Raw genomic sequence first — 23,756 nt, 5'->3', positions numbered from 1 at the left:
GCTGCTACCTCTTTCTTGGTTCAGGGTTCGGTGCTGCCTCGGTGGTGTGCAGGGTTCAAAGACGGTCGGCCACGGCACCTCCGATCCGCCTCAGGGCCTCCTCGGCCCCGATGAGTCCGAGGTGGTCGGTGTCCACCTCGACGACCTCGATGCGGCCGGTGACGTGCGGTCGCCAGGCCTCGGCCCGGTCATCCGCCGCGTTGCGGCCGCGCAGTGCGGAGACCACGACCACGTCGCCGTCGAATCGGCCGGGAACGAAGTCCCGCAGCAGTGCCGCGTTGTTCGCGAAAATTCGCTTCGCGGCGAGCAACGTGCGGTCGTCCAGCTCCGCCATCGGGTCTTCCTGGTTGCGCAGGAACTCCCGGTAGCGGGCCACCGGGAAGCGCTCGTCCGTCAGGTCGTCGGCCTCGATCGGGAAACCGGCGTCCCTGAGGTTGTGGGCGAACACCTCGTGGACGGGTGGTTGCTGCTGGGTCCGGTCGCTCGCCGTACGCGGATAGGCGTCCAGGAAGACAAGCAGGTCCACCTTCTCGCCAAGCGCCTGCAACTGGGTGGCCATCTCGAACGCGAGGACGCCACCCGCCGACCAACCGAGGAGTCGGTACGGCCCACTGGGCTGCACCGCCGACCGGATCGCCTCCACGTACTCGCCGGCCATCTCCTCGACCGACCCGGGAAGCGCCCGATCGTCGTGCAGCCCTCGCGCCTGCAACCCGAAGACCGGCAGGTCGGCCGGGAGTTGGCCGACGAGTCTCGAGTAGCACCAGCTCATGCCCGAGCCCGGCGGCAGGCAGAACAACGGCGATCGGGATCCACGGGCCCGTAGCGGCGTCAGCAGCGGCGATTCGACGTCCGGCGTGACGCCGCCGAGCCGGGTGGCGAGTTCGGCGACCGTCGGCGCGGCGAAGACGTCGCGCACCGACGCGGTCAGGCGGAGTGTGGCCCGGATCGACGCGGTCAGCCGGGTGGCGAGCAGCGAGTGGCCGCCGAGGTCGAAGAAACTGTCGTCGATGCTGACCCGCGGCACGCCGAGGAGTTCGCCGTAGAGCTGGCAGAGCTCCTCCTCGGTCCCGGTCCGGGGGGCACGGCCGAGGCCGGCCTCGTGCACGGGCTCGGGCAGGGCAGCACGATCGATCTTGCCGTTCCGGTTGAGTGGCAGGCTGTCGAGCCGAACGAGGGCACTCGGCACCATGTATCCGGGGACCAGGCCGGCGAGGTACCGCCGGAGCTCGGACGGGCCGGGATCGTCGTCGCCCTCCCGGGCCACGTAGTAGCCGACGAGGCGTTGGTCGCCGGGACGATCCACCCGTAGCAGGACGCAGGACCGCGCGACCGCAGGATGGCGGGTCAGCGCGTTCTCGAGCTCGCCCAGCTCGACACGCTGCCCCCGGATCTTGACCTGGTGGTCGGTGCGACCGAGGTACTCCAACTGGCCGTCGCGGTTCCAGCGGGCGAGGTCGCCCGTGCGGTACATGCGGTCGCCCGGTTGCCCGTACGGGTCGGCGACGAATCGTTCGGCGGTCAACGCGCGCCGCTCGTGGTAACCGCGCGCCAGTCCGTCCCCGGTGATGTAGAGCTCCCCGGCCACACCGGGCGGCACGGGGGAGAGCCACGCGTCCAGGACCCGCACGCCGACACCGTCGACCGGACGGCCGATCGGCGGGACGGTACGCCCCGAGAGCGGTTCGCTCATCGTGGCACAGACGGTGGCCTCGGTCGGCCCGTACGAATTGACAAGGAGCCGATCCCGCGACCACGTGTCGACAAGCTCCGGAGGGCACGCCTCGGCCGCGATCACCACTGTGGTGTCGGCGGGTACGCCGTCCGTCGGCATCAGCGCCAGCATCGCCGGCGGCAGGGCCGCGTGGGTGACGCGGTGCCGGGCGAGGAAGGCGGCGAGGTCCGGGCCGGGCATCAGCCCCGGCGGCGCGATCACGAGACACGATCCGGTGAGCACGCCCATGGTGATCTCCCAGATCGAACCGTCGAAGCTGGGCGAGAGGTGGTGCAGCACCCGGCTACCGGGACGTACCCCACAGTGCCGGAGGTGGATCGCGGCGAGGCCGCGCAGCCCGACATGGGTGACGACCACCCCCTTGGGCCGGCCGGTCGTGCCGGACGTGTAGATGACGTATGCCGCGGCCCGCACGTCGACGCGCGGCAGCGGGACTCCGGCGGACTCCGGCAGTGGTTCGGCGCCGTCGACGACCAGGCGGTGAGAGCCGTCGTCCGGTAGCCCGTCGGCGTACGCCACGCTGGTGACGACGAGGGCCGGCCGGGCGTCGGCCAGGATCCCGGCGAGGCGCTCGACCGGCTGTTCCGGGTCGAGTGGCAGGTAGGCGGCCCCGGCCTTCGACGTGGCGAGAATCGTGACGACCAGGTCGATCGAGCGGGGCAGCGCCACTCCGACGAGGCTGCCCGGTCGGACGCCCCGGGCGGCCAGCTGGCGTGCGAACCGATCCGCGCGCTCGTCGAGCGCGGCGTAGTCGAGCGTGCTGAACCCGTCGGTGACGGCCGGCGCATCGGGGTGCAGGGCGACCTGCTCCTCGAACAGCCGGTGCAGGGTCTCCGGTGGTGCCGTCCGCGTCGCCCGCCATGATTCGGCAACGAGCTGGTCGCGCTCGGTGGCGGTGAGGATCGAGACAGTGCCGAGCGTCCGGCGCGGGTCGGCGGTGACGGCCGCGAGCACGCGAACCAGCCTATCCACTATGGATTGCGAGGTTTCCCGGTCGAACAGGTCGGTCCGGTAGTCCAGGACGCCGACCAGGCCGAGCGGAGCGCCGTTCGGCCCCCGGCGTTCGATGAGGGCGAAGCCCAGATCCGTCTTGGCCACCGCGCCGCCCGGGTCGATCCGGGTCATGGTGAGGCCGTCCGGTAGCCGTGGCGGCACCGCTGGGGTCTCGTCCGTCGTCAGGCTGAGGACGACCTGGAAGAGGGGGTGGTGGGCGAGGCTGCGGGTGGGGTTGAGGTGTTCGACGAGGCGTTCGAAGGGCAGGTCTTGGTGGGCGTAGGCGGTGAGGTTGGTGTCGCGGACGCGGTGTAGGAGGTCGGCGAAGGTGGGGTTGCCGTCGGTGTTGGTGCGCAGCACGAGGGTGTTGACGAAGAACCCGATGAGAGACGTCAGAGCATCGTCGGTGCGTCCGGCGATGGGGGTGCCGATGGGGATGTCGGTGCCGGCGCCGAGGCGGGTCAGCAGCGTCGCCAGCGCGGCCTGGATGACCATGAAGGGGGTGACGTTGTGGTCGCGGGCGAGGGTGGTGATGGCGTGGTGCAGGTCGGTCGGGATGGCGAACGTGACCCGGTCGCCGGCCCCGCTGGCCGTCGCCGGCCGCGGCCGGTCGGTGGGCAGGGTGAGGTGTTCGGGCAGATCCGCGAGGGTGGTGCTCCAGTAGGCGAGCTGCTGCTCGTGGGTGTCCGCGAGCAGCTGCTGTTGCCAGAGGGTGTAGTCGGCGTACTGGACGGGCAGGGGCGTCCAGTCGGGTTGCTGTTGGTGGATGCGGGCGGTGTACGCGGCGGCGAGGTCGGTGGCCAGGGGGTGGCGGGACCAGGCATCACTGGTGATGTGGTGCAGCAGCAAGACCAGGACGTGGTCGTCGTCGGCCAGGCGCAGCAGGGTGGCGCGGATGGGCAGGTCGGTGGCGAGGTCGAAGGTGTGCCGGGTCGCGGCGTCGATCTCCTCGGCCAACCGGTCGGGATCGGTCGGGAGCAGGTTCAGGGTGATCGTGGCGGTGTCGGGGGGCAGGACGATCTGGTGCGGCCCGTGCTGGTCCTCGGCGAAGACGGTCCGCAGACTCTCGTGACGGGTCACCAGGTCATGCAGAGCCTGCGTCAGCGCCGTGGTGTCCAACGGCCCACGCAGCCGCAGCGCCGTCGGAATGTTGTAGGTCGTGCTGGGACCTTGAAGTTGGTGCAGGAACCACAGGCGTTGCTGCGCCGGTGACAGCGGAACGCGTTCGGGTCGGGGAACCACCTTCGTGACGGGGGGTCGGGCATGCGCGGCACTGTCGAGGGTCGCCGCGAGCGTGGCCACGGTCGGGGTCTCGAAGACCTGCCGGATTGGTAGCTCGACGTCGAGGGTGGCGCGGATCCGACTGACCAGACGGGTGGCGAGCAACGAGTGCCCGCCGAGGTCGAAGAAACTGTCGTCGATGCTGACCTGTGGCACACCCAACACGTCGGCGAACAGGTCACACAGGATCTCCTCGTGCGGGGTGCGGGGGGCACGCCCGGTGCTGCGGTAATCCGGTGCGGGCAACGCGCGACGGTCGAGTTTGCCGTTTGTCGTCGTGGGCAGAGCCTCCAACACCACGATCGCCGACGGGACCATGTAAGCGGGCAGCGTGCTATCCAGGTGCCGGCGGGCCTCTTCGACATCGAGCCGCGCATCCGGTTGGAGCGTCAGGTAGGCCACCAGGCGCTGATCACCGGGCTGGTCCTCCCGCAGTAGAACAGCCGCCGTGGAGACCTGGGGGTGGCTCAGGAGTGCGGCCTCGATCTCGCCGAGTTCGATGCGGTGGCCGCGGAGTTTGATCTGGTGGTCGGTACGGCCGTGGTATTCGAGGTGTCCGTGGTGGTTCCACCGGGCGAGGTCCCCCGTGCGGTACATCCGTTCACCGGGCTGGCCGTAGGGGTTGGCGACGAACCGTTCACCGGTCAACGCCGCCCGCCGGTGGTATCCGCGGGCCAGTTGCACGCCGGCGATGTAGAGCTCGCCGGTGACCCCGGGCGGAACGAGACGCAACGCGGAGTCCAGGACGAGGACCCGGACATTGGCAATCGGGCGGCCGATCGGAACCGCGACACCGGTGAGCGGCGCTCCGGTCGCGATCCGCTCCTCCACGCAGTGCACAGTCGTCTCGGTGGGGCCGTACACGTTCAGCACCGTGGTGTCCGGATGCCGCCGCCGCCACCGATCGAGCGGCTCGGTGCGCAGCGGCTCCCCGCCGAACGTGATGGTTCCCGCCGGTGACACCCGGTCGGGCAACGCGGCCAGCACCGGCAGGTGCGAGGGAGTGGCCTTCATGAACCGGGGCCGCTCACCCCCGACGACATCGGCCAGCTCGTCGAGCGCCGCGATCCGCACCCGACCACCGGACACCAGCGGGACGTGGATCGCGCCGACGCTCTGGTCGAACGCGACAGACGAGTGCAGTACGGCGAGACCTGTGACGTCGGGATGGGCCTCGCGACACCGGACGAGGTAGGCGCTGAGCGCGCGGTGGTCGATGACGGCGCCCTTGGGCGCCCCGGTCGAGCCCGAGGTGTAGATGACGTACGCGGGGTGCCGCGGGTCCAGGGGTGCGCGACGGTCGGTGTCGCTGACGTTGTGTTCGGGCTGGTCGTCGGCGGGGAAGTCGTCGAGGCTGCTCAGGTGCAGCACGGGTGCGGCGTCGGTGAGCATGTGGTGGATGCGGTCGGCGGGGTAGTCCGGGTCGATGGGCAGGTACGCGGCCCCGGCCTTCACGGTGGCGAGCATGGCGGTGATCAGGTCGATGCCGCGGGGCATGCTCAGCGCGACAGTGGTCTCCGGCCGCGCACCGCGGGCGATCAGGGTCCGGGCGAGCCGGTTCGCCGCCGCGTTCACCTGCGCGTACGTGACGACGGTCGGTCCGGCCAGCAGCGCGACGGCGTCCGGGGTGCGCGCCACCTGCTGCTCGAACAACTCCGGCAACGTCGTCGCGGGCAGCTCCGCGGTGCCGCCGTCGCCGTCGCTGAGGACCCGCTGCCGGTCGTCGGCCGCGAGCAGGTCCAGGCGTCCGACAAGCGATTCCGGCGCGGCGGCGATGGTGTGCAGGACCCGAACGAACGTCGCGATGTACGCCTGGACCTCGGCCTCCCCGAACACGTCCGGCAGGTAGCCGAGGGAGCAGTGCAGCGACTCGCGGGGCGACACCAGCAGGCCCAGCGGGTAGTGCATCGAGTCACGCGAGTGGATCCGCAGCACCTGTGGACCGTCGCCGGCGTCGGAGCCGCTTCGGTTGGCTCCCGGCGGATAGTTCTCGAAGACCATCGCGGTGTCGAACAGGGTGGGTACGCCGGCCCAGTTCTGGATGTCGGCGAGGCCGGTCCACTGGTGGTCGAGAAGTGTGGTGTGCCGCTTCTGGATGTGGTGCAGCAGTTCGGTGATGGAGTCGTGGGGGTGCAGGGTGATGCGGACCGGTTGGGTGTTGATGAACAGGCCGATCATGGTGTTGATGCCGTCGATCTCCGGGGGCCGGCCGGAGACGGTGGTGCCGAAGGTGATGTCTGTGGTGTTCGTGTGGTGGGCGAGGGTGAGTGCCCACGCGGCCTGCATGACCGTGTTCATCGTGACGCCCTCGCGGCGCGCGTGGCCGGCGAGTGCGTCGGCCGTCGCGGGGGGCACCGTGAAGGCGAGCCGCTGCGGCGGACTGGTCAGCACGGGACGCTCGGCGGCGACAAGGGTGGGGGTGTCCAGGTCGTCGAGATAGGCGGTCCAGGCGCGCCGGGCGGCCTCCCGGTCCCGGTCGTGCAACCACGCGAGGTAGTCCCGGTAGGGACGGACCGCAGGCATCCCCGCGGTCTGGCCGTCGCTGGCGTAGAGGGTCATGAGCTCGCGGAGCAGGATCGGCATGGACCAGCCGTCGAGCAGGATGTGGTGGTTGGTCATGACCAGGCGGTGCCGGTCGGGGCCGAGGCGGATGAGGGTGAACCGGAGCAGTGGTGGTTGGCGCAGGTCGAAGCGCCGCCAGCGGTCGTCGTCGGCCAGTCGGGTGGCTTCGTTCTCGCGGTCGTTCTCGGGTAGCTCGCTGAGGTCGACGTGGTGCCAGGGCACCTCGACGTGACGCGGGATGAGCTGCACCCACTCGCCGGTGTTGCGCTGCCGGAACGCGGCCCGCAGGTTGGCGTGCCGGCGCAGCAGCCCGTCCACGGCACCGCGCAGCCGTCCGACGTCGACACGCCCGCCCAACTCGATGAACACCTGGACGTTGTAGACGTCCAGGGCCTCCTCGTCGTACAGGTGCTGGAAGAGCATGCCCTCCTGCAACGGCGTGAGGGACAGGATGTCGGCCAGGCCGGAGCGCTTTGTCACAGGTCACCCCACTCGCTCTCCAGCACCGCGATCTCGTCCTGGCTGAGCGACGGGTGCGCGATGTCGGCCGGGGTCAACCCGCCGGCCTCCGGGTTCTTCGCGTGCGCGACAAGGACGCGGAGCGCACGGAGCAGATCGTCGGCGAACGTGACCATCTGCGAACGGTCGTGGCACCGGGTGGCGTAGGTGATGCCGACGTGCAGCCGAATTCCGTCCGGACCGGTCCGCGCCGCGGCGGTGATGTCGATGGGGTGGGTGAGGGGTTGGTGGGGGTGGCGGGGGGCGATGCCGTGGGCGAGGGGTTGCCAGTTGTGGGTGGTGGTGGGTGGGTTGGTGGTGGGTTGGTGGGTGGTCATGCGGCCGAGGTAGTTGAAGGAGTAGTGGGGGGTGTGGGGTGGGAGGTGGGGGTTGGTGTGGCGGAGCAGGCCGTAGGTGAGGCCGTCGTGGGGGATGGTGCGTAGGTGTTGCTTGATGGTGCGCAGGGCGCGTCCGGTGGTGGGTCCGGCGTTCCAGAGGTCGGCCCAGTCGGTGATGTGGGGGGTGAGGTGCACGGGGTGTTGGGTGGTGAACCAGCCGACGGTGCGGGTGAGGTCGGTGCCGGGGGCGTGGTGTTCGTGTCGGCCGTGGCTTTCGAGGTCGACGGTGACGCTGTCGCCCTGGTGGTGGGTCGCGGCGATGGCCAGGGCGGTGAGGAGCAGGTCGTTGATGGTGCCCTGGTAGATCGTCGGGACCCAGGTCAGCAGGGCCTGGGTGGTGTCGGGGTCGAGGTCGACGCTGACGTGGTCGCTGGTGGTGATGGTGTCGTCGGCGGTCAGGGGTGTGGTGGTGGGGGCGTCGTGGAGCAGGCCGGTCCAGGTGGGCAGGTCGTCGAGGGTGGTGTCGGTGTTGGCGAGGGTGGTGAGGGTGGTGGTCCACTGCCGCCACGAGGTGCCCACCGGTGGGAGTGGGGTGTCCGGGTGCTGGTAGGCCTGAGCGAGGTCGGCGGTGATGATGGGCCAGGACGCGGTGTCGACGCTGAGGTGGTTCGCGACGAGCAGCAGCAGACCGGGTTGGTTCGGGCCGCGGTTGATCCAGGTGGTGTGCAGCATCTGTCCCCGGGTCGGATCGAGGCTGTCGCGGGCGGTAGTGGCGTAGCTGGGAAGGTCGGCGCGGATGCGGGCCTCGTCATGCCCGGCCGCGTCCACGTGGGTGATCAACGCAGGGCTGCTGCCCGGCGGTGGGATGTGCAGCTCGCCGCCGGTCACGGTCAACCGCAACGCGTGATGATGATCAACCACCGTGTTCAGGGCCTGGCGCAGCCGCTCCGGGTCGAGCCCGGCGGGTGCCTGCACCACGATCGACTGGTGTGAGATCGCCAACGGGCCGCGTTGCAGGGCCTGCGCGATGACCGGTGTCGCGGGTGTCGGACCACACGGGTCGACATCGGTGGCGCCGGCGGGGCCACGATCCGGGGTCAACGCGCTCAGGTTCGCCACCGTCTGGTGTTCGAACACGTCCCGGATCGACAACGTCAGCCCCGCCGCGCGGGCCCGGCTGACCAACTGGATCGACAGGATGCTGTCGCCGCCCAGGTCGAAGAACCTGTCGTCCACACCCACCTCGCCCAGGTTCAACACCTCGGCGAACAGGTCACACAACAGCGCCTGCACCGGACTCGTCGGCGCCCGCCGCACCGACACCGCACCGTAGTCCGGTGCGGGCAGCGCCGCCCGGTCCAGTTTCCCGTTCGCCGTCAACGGCAACGCGTCGATCGCCACGACCGCCGCCGGCACCATGTACTCCGGCAACACCCGCCGCAGAGACTCCCGCACCCCGCTCAGGTCGAGCGAAGCATCAGCCTTCGCGATGACGTAGGCCACCAACCGGCGATCACCCGGACGGTCCTCCCGCACCACCACACAACCCGCGGCTACCCCCGGATGATCGGCGAGGGCGGCCTCGACCTCACCCAACTCCACCCGGAAACCACGAATCTTGACCTGATCATCAGTACGCCCCGCGTACTCCAACTCACCACGACGATTCCACCGGGCCAGATCCCCGGTCCGATACATCCGCTCACCCGGCTCACCAAACGGATTCGCCACGAACCGCTGCGCCGTCAACCCACCCCGACGCAGATACCCCCGCGCCAACTGCACACCCGCCACATACAACTCACCCACCACACCCGCCGGCACCACCCCCAACCCCGCATCCAGCACCAACATCCGCGTATTCCGCAACGGCCGACCAATCGGCAGGATGCCGTCCGGCAACCCGTCAGTGGTGTCGACCTGCCAGGTGGTGCAACCGACGATCGTCTCGGTGGGCCCGTACTCGTTGACGACTGTCGCCTGCGGGTGCGCGTCCAGCAGCGCCCGTACGGCGGTGCCGGCCAGCGGCTCGCCGCCGAGCACCACCTGGCCGGCCGGGACGAACCCGCGCGGGAACCCGGTGATCAGGCCCAGGTGGCTGGGGGTCGCCTTCAGGAACGTGTAACCAGACTCGTCCGGGCGGTCCGGCAGGTCCTGGAGATCGACCAGTTCCACAAGGCCACCGCTGAGCAGCGGCGCGTACAGGGCGGTGACGGTCAGGTCGAACGACAGCGGTGAGTGCAGCAGCGCCCGTCCGGTGAGGCCCGGATACAGGTCGGTCGCGGCCACCAGGTAGTTGATCAGCGGCTGGTGTTCGACGACCACGCCCTTCGGAAGACCTGTCGACCCGGACGTGTAGATCACGTAGACGGCGTTCCACGACGACAACGGGGCCGGCCGTTCCGCTGGCTCCACGTCGGTGCCGGGAAGTCGGTCCAGTGCCGCCCGTACACCGTCGGAGTCGAGCACCACCTGGGGCACGTCCGTCCCCAGCGGCTCGGACGGCGTGGCGCGGGTGGTCAGCACGCACACCGGTTCGGTGTCGGCGAGCATCAGGGCCACCCGCTCGGCGGGATGATCGGCGTCGATCGGCAGGTACGCGGCACCGGCCTTCAGCACACCGAGCACCGCGACCACCATCTCGACCGACGGAGGCACGGCGATGGCCACTGTCGTCTCCGGTCCGGCGCCCCGCTCGAGCAGCAGCCTGCCGAGCCGGTTCGCCCGGTCGTTGAGCTGCGCGAACGTCAACTCGGTGCGGCCGTGCCGGACGGCCGTCCGGTGCGGTGTGCGCGCGACCTGCCCCTCGAACAGCGCCGGGATCGTCGAGGTGTGCACCTCTTCCGCTGTGTCGTTCCACTCCGCGAGGATCTGCTTGCGTTCGGCGGAGCCGAGGATGTCGATGCGCTCGATCGTCGCATCCGGGTCGTCGGCCACCGCGTCGAGCAGCCGGACGAACCGTTCGGTAATGCCCTCCACGGTCTCCGTGTCGAACAGATCGGTGCGGTACTCGAGGAAACCACGGATGCCTGCCGGTCGGCCGTCCGCGTCGAACTCCTCGGCCAGGGTCAGGTTGAGGTCGAACTTGGCGGCCTGGGTGAGCGTTGGCACCTTCGTCAGCGTCAGACCCGGCAACAGCACCGGTGGGCCGGACCGGGTCGGGTCGTCGATGTTGTTGTAGGTGATCACCACCTGGAACAGCGGATGGTGGGCCAGCGTACGGGTCGGGTTGAGCGCCTCGACCAGCCGTTCGAACGGCAGGTCCTGGTGTCCGTACGCGGCGAGGTTGGTCTCCCGCACCTGACGCAACAGTCCCCGGAAGCTCGGGTTGCCGTCGGTACGGGTCCGCAGCACCAGCGTGTTGACGAAGAAGCCGACCAGCCCGGTGAGAGCGTCGTCGGTGCGACCGGCGACCGGTACGCCGATCGGGACGTCGGTGCCGGCGCCGAGCCGGGTCAGCAGCGTCGCCAGAGCGGCCTGCACGACCATGAACGTGCTCGCGTTGCCCGACCGGGCCAACGCGCCGACGCGTTCGTGCAGCTCGGCGGGGATCGCGATGCCGATCCGGTCGCCGTTCGTCGAGGCCACCGGCGGTCGCGGCCGGTCCATCGGCAACGTCAGCTGTTCCGGCAACCCAGCCAGCGCGGTACGCCAGTAGTCGAGCTGGCGGACGGCCGCACCGTCGGGATCGGCGGGGTCCAGCAGCCGGTGCTGCCAGAGCGTGTAGTCGGCGTACTGGGCTGGCAGCGGCGTCCACAGTGGTGCGTGGCCGTCGCGGCGGGCCGCGTAGGCGGTGGTCAGCTCGTCGGCGAGCAGCCCCATCGACCAGGCGTCGCCGGCGATGTGGTGCAGCACCAGCAGGAGCAGATGGTCGTTGGGCCCGCAGCGCAGGATCCGGACCCGGATCGGCACCTCGGTGGTCAGGTCGAAGCCGGCGCGGGCGGCAGCGTCCAGCACCTCACCGACCCGGTCGGCCGGCACCTCGTCGACCCGTGCGACAGGCGGCACCTGGTCCATCGGCAGCACCACCTGGTAGGCGCCGCCGTCCTCCTCGGCGAACACCGTCCGTAGGCTCTCGTGCCGCGCGACGAGATCGTCCACGCCCTGGAGCAGCGCGGCGACGTCCAGCTCGCCGTCGAGCCGGAGCGCGATCGGGATGTTGTACGCCGCGGACGGCCCCTCCAGCCGGTGCAGGAACCAGAGCCGCTGCTGGGCGTACGACAGCGGCACCCGCTCGGGCCGGGGACGCGCGGCGGTCAGCCGCTCCCGGGCGGTGCCCGCCCCGTCGAGAGCGCCGCCCAGCCCGGCCACCGTCGGCGTCTCGAAGAGCTGCCGGATGGGTAGCTCGACGTCGAGCGTGGCGCGGATCCGCCCGACGAGCCGGGTGGCGAGCAACGAGTGGCCGCCGAGGTCGAAGAAGTCGTCGTCGATCGAGACCCGCGGCACGCCGAGCGTCTCGGCGAACAACCCGCAGAGGATCTCCTCGGTCGGGGTACGCGGCGGACGGCCGCCGACGCCGGTCACCTCCGGCGCCGGCAACGCGGCCCTGTCGAGCTTGCCGTTCGGCGTCAGCGGAAGGGCGGTGAGCGGCTGGAACACGGCCGGGACCATGTAATCGGGCAGACGGTCTCGCAGGTGTGCGCGCAACGCGTTGACATCGACCGCGTGCTCAGCCTCCGCCGGAACGACGTACGCGACGAGACGCTTGTCGCCGGGGCGGTCCTCGCGGACCACGACGACCGACCGGGACAGCTCCGGCCAGCTGGCCAGCGCCGCCTCGATCTCGCCCAGCTCGATCCGGTGTCCACGGAGTTTCACCTGGAAGTCGACCCGGCCCAGGTAGTCCAACGATCCGTCGCGGTCCCACCGGGCCAGGTCGCCGGTGCGGTACATCCGGTCGCCCGGAGCGCCGTACGGGTCGGCCACGAAGCGCTCCGCGGTGAGTGCGCTGCGGTCGTGGTAGCCCCGGGCGAGCTGCACGCCGGCGAGGTAGAGCTCTCCGGGTACGCCGGGGGGTACCGGGGCGAGCGTCGGTCCGAGCACGTAGGCCCGGGTGTTGCGGATCGGGGTACCGAGGCGGGGCTGGTCCGCGGTCCCGGCGTCGACGTCCGACACCGTCGCCCACACGGTGACCTCGGTCGGGCCGTACAGGTTTGTCACCTTCGGCGCGGCCGCGCAGAGGTCGCGGGCCAGGTCCGGAGGCAGCGCCTCGCCGCCGACAAGCACCCGGGTGCGACTCAGGTCGACGCCGTCCTGACCGACGACGCCCCGCCACAGGCTCGGCGTCGCCTGCACGACGGTGATTCCCGCGTGGCCGATCAGGTTGGCGAGCAGCCGGGGGTCCCGGGTGTCCTCGTGGGTGGCGACCACGGTGCCCGCGCCCTCCAGCAGCGGCAGGAACATCTCCAGACCGGCGATGTCGAAGCCGACGGTCGTGACGGCCAGGAGCCGGTCCGCCGGGGTGAGCCGGAACCGGTCCTGCATCGCGGCCAGGAAGTTCCCCAGCGCGCGGTGGGTGACGAGGACGCCCTTCGGCCGGCCGGTGGAGCCCGAGGTGTAGATCGTGTAGGCGGTCTGGTCCGGGTGGACCGGGCTGCGGCGGTCGGCGTCGGTGAGGTCGCCGTCGGCGAGACCGGCGAGCGTCGCTGTGGTGTCCGCCTCGTCGAGCAGCACTGTGGGCGGGCGCTGCGCCGGCAGCCGGTCGAGCACTGTCGTGGTGCTCAACAGCAGCGCCGGCGCGGCGTCGTCGAGCATGCCCTGGATCCGCTCCGCCGGGTGGGTGTGGTCGAGGGGCAGGTAGGCCGCACCGCTCTTGAGGACCGCGAGTAGCGCCACGACCAGGTCGACGGAGCGGTCCAGCGCGATCCCGACGAACCGTTCGGCGTCCGCGCCCTGCCGGACCAGCAGCCGGGCCAGTTGGTTGGCGCGCGCGTCGAGCTGGGCGTAGGTGAGCGTCGCACCGCGGGAGGTCACGGCCATCCGGTCCGGGTACCTGGCGGCGGTCCGGGCGAACCCCTCGATGACCGTCGCCGGCGGTACCGCGACGACCGGACCGGTTCCGGCCTCGACGAGAGCCTGGCGCTCACCGGGTCGGAGGATGTCGAGCGCGGAGACCGTTCGGCGCGGGTCGCGCACCGCAGCGCTCAGCATCCGTACGAACCGGTCCGCCATCGTCTCGACGGTCTCCCTGTCGAACAGCGCCGTGCTGAACGTGATCGCGCCACTGACGTGGTCGAGTGTGCCGTCCGCCGCGAACCGCTCGGTCAATGCCACGGACAGGTCGAAGCGCGCCACGTTGGGGTTCGTCACCTCGACGTCGACGGAGAGCCCGGGAAGCCGGCGCAGCTCACTCGCGGCGCTGCCGTCCTCCGCGTTGTTCAGCGTGAGCAGGATCTGGAACAGCGGGTGGTGAGCCAGGGACCGGGCCGGGTTGAGCTGCTCGACGAGGTGTTCGAAGGGAAGGTCCTGGTGTGCGTGCGCCTCCAGGTGCGTCTCCCGCACGTGGGCGAGCAGTTCCTGGAAGGTCGGATCCGCGCTGGTGTCGACGCGCAGCACCAGCGTGTTGACGAAGAAGCCGATCAGGTCGGTGAGGTTGTCGTCGGTGCGGCCGGCGATGGGAGTGCCGACCGGGATGTCGGTGCCGGCGCCGAGGCGGGTGAGCAGTGCGGCCAGGGCCGCGTGCAGCACCATGAAGACGGTGGCGCCGGTCTTGCGCGCCAGGGCGCTGATCGCGGCGTGCAGCCCGTCGGGCAGGACGAAGGTGACCCGGTCACCGTGGTACGTGGCCACCGCCGGGCGGGGCCGGTCCGTGGGCAGGGCGAGTTGCTCGGGAAGTCCCGCGAGTGACCGCGACCAGTAGGCGAGCTGTGCCGCGCCCGCCTCCGCGAGGAGGTCACGCTGCCAGAGCGTGTAGTCGGCGTACTGCACGGGCAGCGGGGTCCAGCTCGGTGCCCGGCCGCGCGCCCGCGCCGTGTACGCGGTGGTCAGGTCCGCGGCGAGTGGGCGCCGCGACCAGGCGTCGCTCGCCACGTGGTGCAGCAGGAGCATCAGTACGTGGTCGGTCTCGCCGAGCCGCAGCAGTGTGGCGTGCACCGGCATGTCGGTGGAGAGATCGAAGGTGTGGCGCGTGGCCTGCGCGATGTCGTCCGCCAGGCGGTCGGGGTCGGTGTCCCGCACGGGCAGCGCGGGCCGGACCGCGTCCGCCGCCAGCACCCGCTGGTACGGGCCGTGCTCGTCCTCGCCGAAGACGGTCCGCAGAATCTCGTGCCGGGCGATCACGTCGTGCAGGGCCCGGTTGAGCGCCGGCACGTCGAGCACGCCGGTGAGCCGAAGCGCGGTGGGGATGTTGTAGACGGCGTTCGGCCCCTGGAGCTGGTGCAGGAACCAGAGCCGCTGCTGCGCGTACGACAGCGGGATCCGGTCCGGGCGAGGCAGGACGGCGGTCACCGCGGGGCGGATGACGGCGGAGGAGCTGTCGAGTGCCGCCGCCAGCCCGGCAACGGTCGGCGTGGCGAACAACTGCCGGATCGCGAGTTCCACACCGAGCGTCGCCCGGATTCGGCTGACCAGGCGGGTGGCAAGCAGCGAGTGCCCGCCGACGTCGAAGAAGCTGTCGTCGATCGTGATCTGCGGCAACCGCAGCACCTCCGCGAACAGATCGCACAGGATCTCCTCGCGGGGCGAGCGGGGGGCGCGGCCCGCGGTGCGGTACTCCGGTGCCGGCAGCGCGCGGCGGTCCAGCTTGCCGTTCGTGGTCATCGGCATGGCGTCCAGCCGGACCAGCGCCGCCGGGAGCATGTAGTCCGGCAGCAGCCCGGCCAGGTGCTCGGTCACCGCGTCGCCGACCTCCTCGTCGGCGACGTAGTAGCCGACGAGGCGCTTGTCACCGGGCTGGTCCTCACGCAGGATGACGCAACCCTGAGCCACCGCGGGGTGGGCGTTCAACGCGGACTCGATCTCGCCCAGCTCGATCCGGAAGCCGCGGACCTTGACCTGGTGATCCGTGCGTCCGAGGCACCGCAGGATGCCGTCGTCGTCCCACGCGCCGAGGTCGCCGGTGCGGTACATGCGGCTGCCGGGCTCGTCGTACGGATTGGCCACGAACCGCTCGGCGGTGAGCGCCCGCCGCCGGTGGTAGCCGCGGGCGAGCTGCGTGCCGGCGATGTAGATCTCGCCGGGCACCCCCGGCGGCACCGGTCGCAGCGCACCGTCCAGCACGTAGATCTGGGTGTTGAGGTAGGGCCGGCCGACCGGGAGGGGCCCCGGTGGCAACTCCATGCCCGGCGGGATCTGGTACTCGCTGGAGTTGATGGTGGCCTCGGTCGCGCCGTACGCGTTGAGGACCGTGCTGCCCGGGTTGCTCGCCCGCCACGGTGCGAGGGCCTCGCCGAGGAGCTGCTCACCGCCGATGATCAGGGTGCCGGTGGGTGAGGCCTGCGGCGGCAACGCATTGAGGAGCGGCAGGTGAGACGGGGTGATCTTGACAAACGTCGGCCGGGTCGCCTGCTCGGTGTGCTCTTCGAGGCTGGCGAGGTGTACGTGACCGCCGGTGGTCAGCGGCGTCCACAGTGCGGTGCCGGTGAGGTCGAACGAGATTGGCGAGTGCAGCAGCGAGTTGCCCGCCGCGTCCGGGTAAGCGGTCCCGGCACGGTGGAGGTAGGCGCCGAGGGCACGGTGCTCGATGATGACGCCCTTGGGTCGCCCGGTGGAGCCGGACGTGTAGATGATGTAGACCGCGTGGCGCGGGTCCAGCGGATTCGTCCGGTCCGCGTCGGTGACATCCTCCGCTGACCGGCTCGCGACGTCCAGGCCGTCCAGCGTCCGCAGCGTCAGGACGGGGGCGGCGTCGTCGATCATGTGGGCGATGCGCTCGGCCGGATAGCCACTGTCGATCGGCACGTAGGCCGCGCCGCTCTTGACGACGGCAAGCATCGCGGTGATGAGATCGATCCCCCGTGGCATGCACAGTGCCACAGTCGTGTCGGGACCGGCGCCACCGGCGATCAGCGCGCGGGCCAGTCGGTTCGCCGACGCGTTGAGTTCGCGATAGGACACCGACGTCGGGCCGTGCAGGAGCGCCGGGGCGTCCGGGGTCCGCGCGGCCTGCGCCTCGAACAACCCGGGGAGGCCCACCTCGGGCAGGTCCGCCCGTGGGCCGGCCCAATCGTGCAGGATGCGGTGCCGGTCGGCCGCCGGCAGCAGGTCCAGCCGGCTGAGCGTGCCGGTCGGCTGGGCGGCGATCGCCTCGATCACCCGTACCAGCGTCCGCCCGATCGACTGCGCGTCCGCCTCGGAGATGATGTCCGGGTGGTGCTCCACCCGGAAGCCGAGGCGGTCACCGCGCATCGACGCGATCACGGTCAGCGGATAGTGGGAGCCGGTACGCGCCTCCGCCGCGGACACCCGCAGCTGGGTCGTGTCGAGCGTCCCGGCCATCTCGTCCGCGTCGAACGGATAGTTCTCGAAGACCATTGCGGTGTCGAACAGGGTGGGGACGCCGGCCCAGTTCTGGATGTCGGCGAGGCCGGTCCACTGGTGGTCGAGGAGGGTGGTGTGCCGTTTCTGGGTGTGGTGCAGCAGTTCGGTGATGGTGTCGTGGGGGTGCACTGTGATGCGGACCGGTTGGGTGTTGATGAACAGGCCGACCATGGTGTCGATGCCGTCGATCTCCGGGGGCCGGCCGGAGACGGTGGTGCCGAAGGTGATGTCTGTGGTGTTCGTGTGGTGGGCGAGGGTGAGGGCCCAGGCGGCCTGCATGACGGTGTTCATGGTCAGGCCCGCTCGGCGCACGTAGCCGGCCAGCGTCGCGCCCGTCCCGGCGTCGATCGTGAACGGTAGCCGCCGCGGTGGGCTGGTCAGCGCCGGCGGATTCGGCGCGATGATCGTCGGCGTGGCGAGGTCCGCGAGGTAGCCGGTCCACGCCGAACGCGCCGCGTCGGCGTCGCGGCTGCCCAGCCAGGTCAGGTAGTCCCGGTACGGCTGGATCAGGGACAGCGCGGTGGTGTCCCCGTCGCTGGCGTAGAGGGTCATGAGTTCGCGGAGCAGGATCGGCATGGACCAGCCGTCGAGCAGGATGTGGTGGTTGGTCATGACCAGGCGGTGTCGGTCGGGGCCGAGGCGGATGAGGGTGAACCGGAGCAGGGGTGGTTGGCGCAGGTCGAAGCGGCGCCAGCGGTCGTCGTCGGCCAGCCGGGTGGCCTCGCTCTCGCGGTCGCTCTCGGGTAGCTCGCCGAGGTCGACGTGTTGCCAGGGCACCTCGACGTGACGCGGGATGAGCTGTACCCACTCGCCGGTGTTGCGCTGCCGGAACGCGGCCCGCAGGTTGGCGTGCCGGCGCAACAGGGCCTCGATGGCGGCGCGCAGGCGCGCGGGATCGCACGGCCCGTCCAGGTCGAACGCGAGCTGCGAGACGTAGACGTCCAGCTCACCTTCGTCGTACAGACGGAGGAAGAGGAATCCCTCCTGCAACGGTGACAGCGGCAGGACGTCTTCGATCCGGCGGGTGGCGTTCAACTCTGGATCTCCCATTCGGACTCGAGCTCGGCCTCGAACTCGTCGATCTCGTCTTGGTCGAGGGTGCTGTGGGTGAGGTCGGCGGGAGTCAGTCCGCCAGCGTCGGAGCGGCGCGCGTGGGCGACAAGGACCCGGAGGGCGCGGAGCCAGGTCTGTGCCAGCTCCTCGATCTCCTCCCGATCACACAGCCGGGTCGCGAGGGTGAATGTCGCGTGTAGGCGCAGGCCGCTCTCCGTGACGTGGGTGGCGGCGGTGATGTCGATGGGGTGGGTGAGGGGTTGGTGGGGGTGGCGGGGGGCGATGCCGTGGGCGAGGGGTTGCCAGTTGTGGGTGGTGGTGGGTGGGTTGGTGGTGGGTTGGTGGGTGGTCATGCGGCCGAGGTAGTTGAAGGAGTAGTGGGGTGTGTGGGGTGGGAGGTGGGGGTTGGTGTGGCGGAGCAGGCCGTAGGTGAGGCCGTCGTGGGGGATGGTGCGTAGGTGTTGCTTGATGGTGCGGAGGGCGCGTCCGGTGGTGGGTCCGGCGTTCCAGAGGTCGGCCCAGTCGGTGATGTGGGGGGTGAGGTGTACGGGGTGTTGGGTGGTGAACCAGCCGACGGTGCGGGTGAGGTCGGTGCCGGGGGCGTGGTGTTCGTGTCGGCCGTGGCTTTCGAGGTCGACGGTGATGCTGTCGTGGGGTTGGTGGTGGGTGGCGGCGATGGCGAGGGCGGTGAGCAGGAGGTCGTTGATGGTGCCCTGGTAGATGGTGGGGACCCAGGTCAGGAGGGCTTGGGTGGTGTCGGGGTCGAGGTCGACGGTGATGTGGTCGCTGGTGGTGATGGTGTCGTCGCCGGTCACCGGTGTGGTGGTGGGGGCGTCGTGGAGCAGGTTGGTCCAGGTGTGCAGGTCGTCGAGGGTGGTGTCGGTGTTGGCGAGGGTGGTGAGGGTGGTGGTCCACTGCCGCCAGGAGGTGTTCACCGGTGGGAGTGGGGTGTGCGGGTGGTGGTAGGCGTGGGCGAGGTCGGTGGTGATGATGGGCCAGGACGCGGTGTCGACGCTGAGGTGGTTCGCGACGAGCAGCAGCAGACCGGGTTGGTCCGGGCCGCGGTTGATCCAGGTGGTGTGCAGCATGTGCCCGCGGGTGGGGTCGAGGTTGTCGCGGGCGGTGGTGGCGTAGGTGGGTAGGTCGGCGCGGATCCGGGCCTCGTCATGCCCGCTCGCGTCGACATGCGCGATGGGTGCGGTGATGCTGCCCGGCGGCGGAATGTGCAGATCCGTACCGGTGACGGTGAGCCGCAGGGCGTGATGGTGATCGATGACCGTGTCGATGGCCCGGCGCAGCCGTTCCGGGTCGAGTCCGGCGGGTGCCTGCACCACGATCGACTGGTGTGAGATCGCCAGGGGGCCGCGTTGCAGGGCCTGCGCGATGACCGGTGTTGGTGGTGTTGGACCACACGGGTCGACGTCCGTTGTTCTGGTGGGCTGGTGATCGGGGGTGAGTGCGCTGAGGTTCGCGACGCTCTGGTGTTCGAAGACGTCCCGGATGGAGACCGTGAGTCCGGCCGCGCGGGCCCGGCTGACCAACTGGATGGACAAGATGCTGTCGCCGCCCAGGTCGAAGAACCTGTCGTCCACCCCCACCTCGCCCAGGTTCAACACCTCGGCGAACAGGTCACACAACAGCGCCTGCACCGGATTCGTCGGCGCCCGCCGCACCGACACCGCACCGTAGTCCGGTGCCGGCAGCGCGGCCCGGTCCAGTTTCCCGTTCGCCGTCAACGGCAACGCGTCGATCGCCACGACCGCCGCCGGCACCATGTACTCCGGCAACACCCGCCGCAGAGACTCCCGCACCCCGCTCAGGTCGAGCGAAGCATCAGCCTTCGCGATGACGTAGGCCACCAACCGGCGATCACCCGGACGGTCCTCCCGGACCACCGCACAACCCGCGGCTACCCCCGGATGATCGGCGAGGGCGGCCTCGACCTCACCCAACTCCACCCGGAAACCACGAATCTTGACCTGATCATCAGTACGCCCCGCGTACTCCAACTCACCACGACGGTTCCACCGGGCCAGATCCCCGGTCCGATACATCCGCTCACCCGGCTCACCGAACGGATTCGCCACGAACCGCTGCGCGGTCAACCCACCCCGACGCAGATACCCCCGCGCCAACTGCACACCCGCGACATACAACTCACCCACCACACCCGGCGGCACCACCCCCAACCCCGCATCCAGCACCAACATCCGCGTATTCCGCAACGGCCGACCAATCGGCAACACCGCCTGGGGCACGTACGGCGCCCGTACCTCGTGCTGGGTCACGCACAGCGTCGTCTCGGTGGGGCCGTACAGCTGCCGCACGACAAGCTCCGGCCGTGCCGCGAGGACCGCCGCGACGGCGGCCGGCGACACCACGTCGCCGCCGGTCAGCACCTCGCGTACCCCGGCGAAGCAGCTCGGGTCCTCCTCGACCAGGACGCGGAAGAAGCCGGCGGTCAGGTGCACCGCGGTGATCCGCTCGTCGACGAGCAGCCGGCGCAGCGAGGCGTGGTCGAGCGCGCCGGCCGGCGCGACCACCACAGTGCCGCCGGCCAGCAACGGCACCCACATCTCGTACGTCGACACGTCGAACGCGTGCGGGGCGTGCAGCAGCACCCGCTCATGGGTTCCCGGCGTCCAGCACGGATCGAGGGCCAGGTCCACGACACCCCGTTGGGTGGTGACGATGCCCTTGGGTAGGCCGGTGGAGCCGGACGTGTACATGACGTACGCGGCGTCGTCGGGATGCCCGGCGACTGCCGGAGCGTGGTCCGGATAGCTCGCCAGGGCGGCCCGGTCGTCCGCGATCACCACATCCAGACCGAGCCGCGCGGCGCGTGCCTGCTCGTCGAAGTCCGTCACCACAAGCGTGGCACCGGTGTCGGTGGCGACGAACCGCATCCGATCCTCGGGGTACGTGTCGTGCAGCGGCGCGTACGCCCCGCCCGCCTTCGTGATGGCCAACGTCGCCACGACCACGTCGACGGACCGCCGCATCAGCATCACCACCGGGTCGCCGGACCGGACGCCGCGGGCGATCAGGTGGTGGGCGAGCCGGTTGGCCCGAGCGTCGAGCTCGGCGTAGCTCACTGTCACGCCGTCGCTCGTGACGGCGGGATCCTGCGGATGCCGGGCGACCCGTTGCGCGAAGAGCGATGCCAGTGTGCCGGTCGGCGTCGGGTATCCGGTGTCGTTCTGCTCGTGCAGAACTCGTCGACGCTCGTCCGCCGACAGCAGCTCGGCCCGGCTGATCGGCTGGTGCGGATCCGCGACGGCGGCCTTCAGCACCCGGACCAGCCGGTCGGCGATGGAACGCGCGGTGTCCGGTTCGAACAGGTCGGTGCTGTAGTCGAGCACACCGGCGAGCGACCTCCCGCCGTCCGGATCGACGCGTTCGGTAAGCGCGAAGCCAAGATCGATCTTGGTGCTGCCGGTCCTGGTCTCCTCGCGTGTGACAGTCAGTTCGGGCAACGTCACCCCCGCACCGGAGTCGCCTGTCGAATCGAAGATCAGCATGGTTTGGAAGAGGGGGTGGTAGGCGAGCGTCCGGGTGGGGCTGAGGTGTTCGACGAGTCGTTCGAAGGGCAGGTCTTGGTGGGCGTAGGCGGTGAGGTTGGTGTCGCGGACGCGGTGCAAAAGTTGGGTGAAGGTGGGGTTGCCGTCGGTGTTGGTGCGGAGCACGAGGGTGTTGACGAAGAACCCGATGAGGGGGGTGAGGGTGTCGTCGGTGCGTCCGGCGATGGGTGTGCCGATGGGGATGTCGGTGCCGGCGCCGAGACGGGTGAGCAGGGTCGCGAGGGCGGCTTGGATGACCATGAAGGGGGTGACGTTGTGGTCGCGGGCGAGGGTGGTGATGGCGTGGTGCAGGTCGGTGGGGATGGTGAAGGTGACCCGGTCGCCGTTGCCGGTGGCGGCGGGTGGTCGGGGCCGGTCGGTCGGCAGGGCCAGGTGTTCGGGTACGCCGGCGAGGGTGGTGCTCCAGTAGGCGAGTTGCTGTTCGTGGGTGTCGGCGAGGAGGTGGTGTTGCCAGAGGGTGTAGTCGGCGTACTGGACAGGTAGGGGCGTCCAGTCGGGTTCGTGTTGGTGGATGCGGGCGGTGTAGGCGGTGGCGAGGTCGGTGGCCAGGGGGTGGCGGGACCAGGCGTCGCTGGTGATGTGGTGCAGCAGCAGGACCAGGACGTGGTCGTCGTCGGCCAGGCGCAGCAGGGTGGCGTGGATGGGTAGGTCGGTGGCGAGGTCGAAGGTGTGCCGGGTGGCGGCGTCGATCTCCTCGGCCAGCCGGTCCGGGTCGGTGGGGAGCAGATTCAGGATGATCCCGGCGGTGTCGGCGGGCAGGACGATCTGGTGCGGCCCGTGCTGGTCCTCGGCGAAGACGGTCCGCAGACTCTCGTGACGGGTCACGAGGTCGTGCAGGGCCTGGGTGAGGGCTGTGGTGTTCAGCGGCCCGCGTAGGCGCAGCGCCGTCGGAATGTTGTAGGTGGTGCTGGGTCCTTGGAGTTGGTGTAGGAACCACAGGCGTTGCTGTGCCGGTGACAGCGGGACGCGTTCGGGTCGGGGGACCACCTTCGTGACCGGGGGTCGGGCGTGTGCGGCGGTGTCGAGGGTCGCGGCGAGCGTGGCGACGGTGGGGGTTTCGAAGACCTGCCGGATCGGTAGCTCCACGTCGAGGGTGGCGCGGATCCGGCTGACCAGGCGGGTGGCGAGCAGGGAGTGCCCACCGAGGTCGAAGAAACTGTCGTCGATGCTGACCTGTGGCACGCCCAGCACGTCGGCGAACAGGTCGCAGAGGATTTCTTCGTGGGGGGTGCGGGGAGTGCGTCCGGTGCTGCGGTAGTCCGGTGCGGGTAGGGCGCGGCGGTCGAGTTTGCCGTTGGTGGTGGTGGGGAGGTGGTCGAGTGTGACGATCGCCGACGGGACCATGTGTGCCGGCAGCACAGCGGCGGCGTGCTCGGTCAGCGTCGCGGTCGTGATGTCCGGCGACGCCACGACGTATCCCACCAGGCGCTGATCACCGGGTTGGTCCTCGCGCAGCAGGACCGCCGCCGTGGAGACCTGGGGGTGGTTCAGCAGAGCGGCTTCGATTTCGCCGAGTTCGATGCGGTGACCGCGCAGTTTGATCTGGTGGTCGGTGCGGCCGTGGTATTCGAGGTGTCCGTGGTGGTTCCACCGGGCCAGGTCGCCGGTGCGGTACATCCGCTCGCCCGGCCGGCCGTAGGGGTTGGCGACGAATCGTTCACCGGTCAGAGACGACCGCCGGTGATACCCACGGGCCAGTTGCGCGCCGGCGATGTACAGCTCGCCGGTGACCCCGGGCGGAACGAGACGCAACGCGGAGTCGAGGACGAGGAGTTGGTTGTCGGTGAAGGGGCGGCCGATGGGTACGGGGCCGGGTGGGAGGGGTTCGGTGGTGGGGAGTTGGTATTCGCCGGCGTTGATTGTGGCTTCGGTGGGGCCGTAGGCGTTGATGATGGTGGTGTCGGGGTGGGTGGCGCGCCAGGTGTTCAGGGCGTCGGCGTGGAGTTGTTCGCCGCCGAGGATGAGGGTGCCGGTGGGTGAGACCCGTTCGGAGAGGGTGTCGAGCATTGGTAGGTGTGACGGGGTGACCTTCATGAAGGTCGGCTGTTGCCCGTGGGCGGCGTGTTCTTCGAGGCTGGCCAGGTGTACTCGTCCGCCGCTGACCAGAGGAGTCCACAGTGCGGTTCCGGTGAGGTCGAACGCGATCGGTGAGTGCAGCAGGCTGCTACCTGCCGCGTCGGGGTAGGCGGTGCGGGCTCGACGTAGGTAGGTGCCCAACGCTCGGTGTTCGATGATCGC

At 70.3% G+C, this 23,756-nt stretch carries 3 protein-coding genes (1 of these 3 cut by a window edge); all 3 read right to left on the bottom strand.

Annotated features, from left to right (window positions below):
- Positions 1 to 55 precede the first annotated feature (55 nt).
- Tightly spaced (each overlapping or abutting the next), the 3 genes in view from ACQPWW_RS21940 to ACQPWW_RS21930 form a layout consistent with a single transcriptional unit that may run on beyond the window.
- Positions 56 to 7,051, bottom strand: coding sequence for an amino acid adenylation domain-containing protein (locus tag ACQPWW_RS21940; protein WP_433125156.1), 6,996 nt, complete (start codon positions 7,049 to 7,051; stop codon positions 56 to 58).
- The gene (locus ACQPWW_RS21935) at positions 7,048 to 17,934 is read right to left on the bottom strand and encodes an amino acid adenylation domain-containing protein (RefSeq protein WP_433125155.1); all 10,887 of its coding nucleotides are present in this window, start codon (positions 17,932 to 17,934) and stop codon (positions 7,048 to 7,050) included. Before ACQPWW_RS21935 ends, ACQPWW_RS21940 begins: the two co-directional genes overlap by 4 nt.
- A protein-coding gene (locus ACQPWW_RS21930) for a non-ribosomal peptide synthase/polyketide synthase (RefSeq protein ID WP_433125153.1) crosses the window boundary here: on the bottom strand, positions 17,916 to 23,756 show its end. 18,915 nt of this gene lie beyond the right edge of the window; only the last 5,841 of its 24,756 coding nucleotides appear in the window; its start codon lies off the right edge, out of view; the stop codon is at positions 17,916 to 17,918. Before ACQPWW_RS21930 ends, ACQPWW_RS21935 begins: the two co-directional genes overlap by 19 nt.

The sequence above is a fragment of the Micromonospora sp. CA-240977 genome, from assembly GCF_050942285.1.
Classification (GTDB): domain Bacteria; phylum Actinomycetota; class Actinomycetes; order Mycobacteriales; family Micromonosporaceae; genus Micromonospora.
Note: the sequence above shows the minus strand (reverse complement) of the source record. Positions and strands in the feature narration are given on the sequence as shown.

What these genes read in the sequence shown, in the direction of transcription:
- ACQPWW_RS21935 (WP_433125155.1), bottom strand. Translation starts at nt 17,934, where the DNA reads ATGGGAGATCCAGAGTTGAACGCCACCCGCCGGATCGAAGACGTCCTG.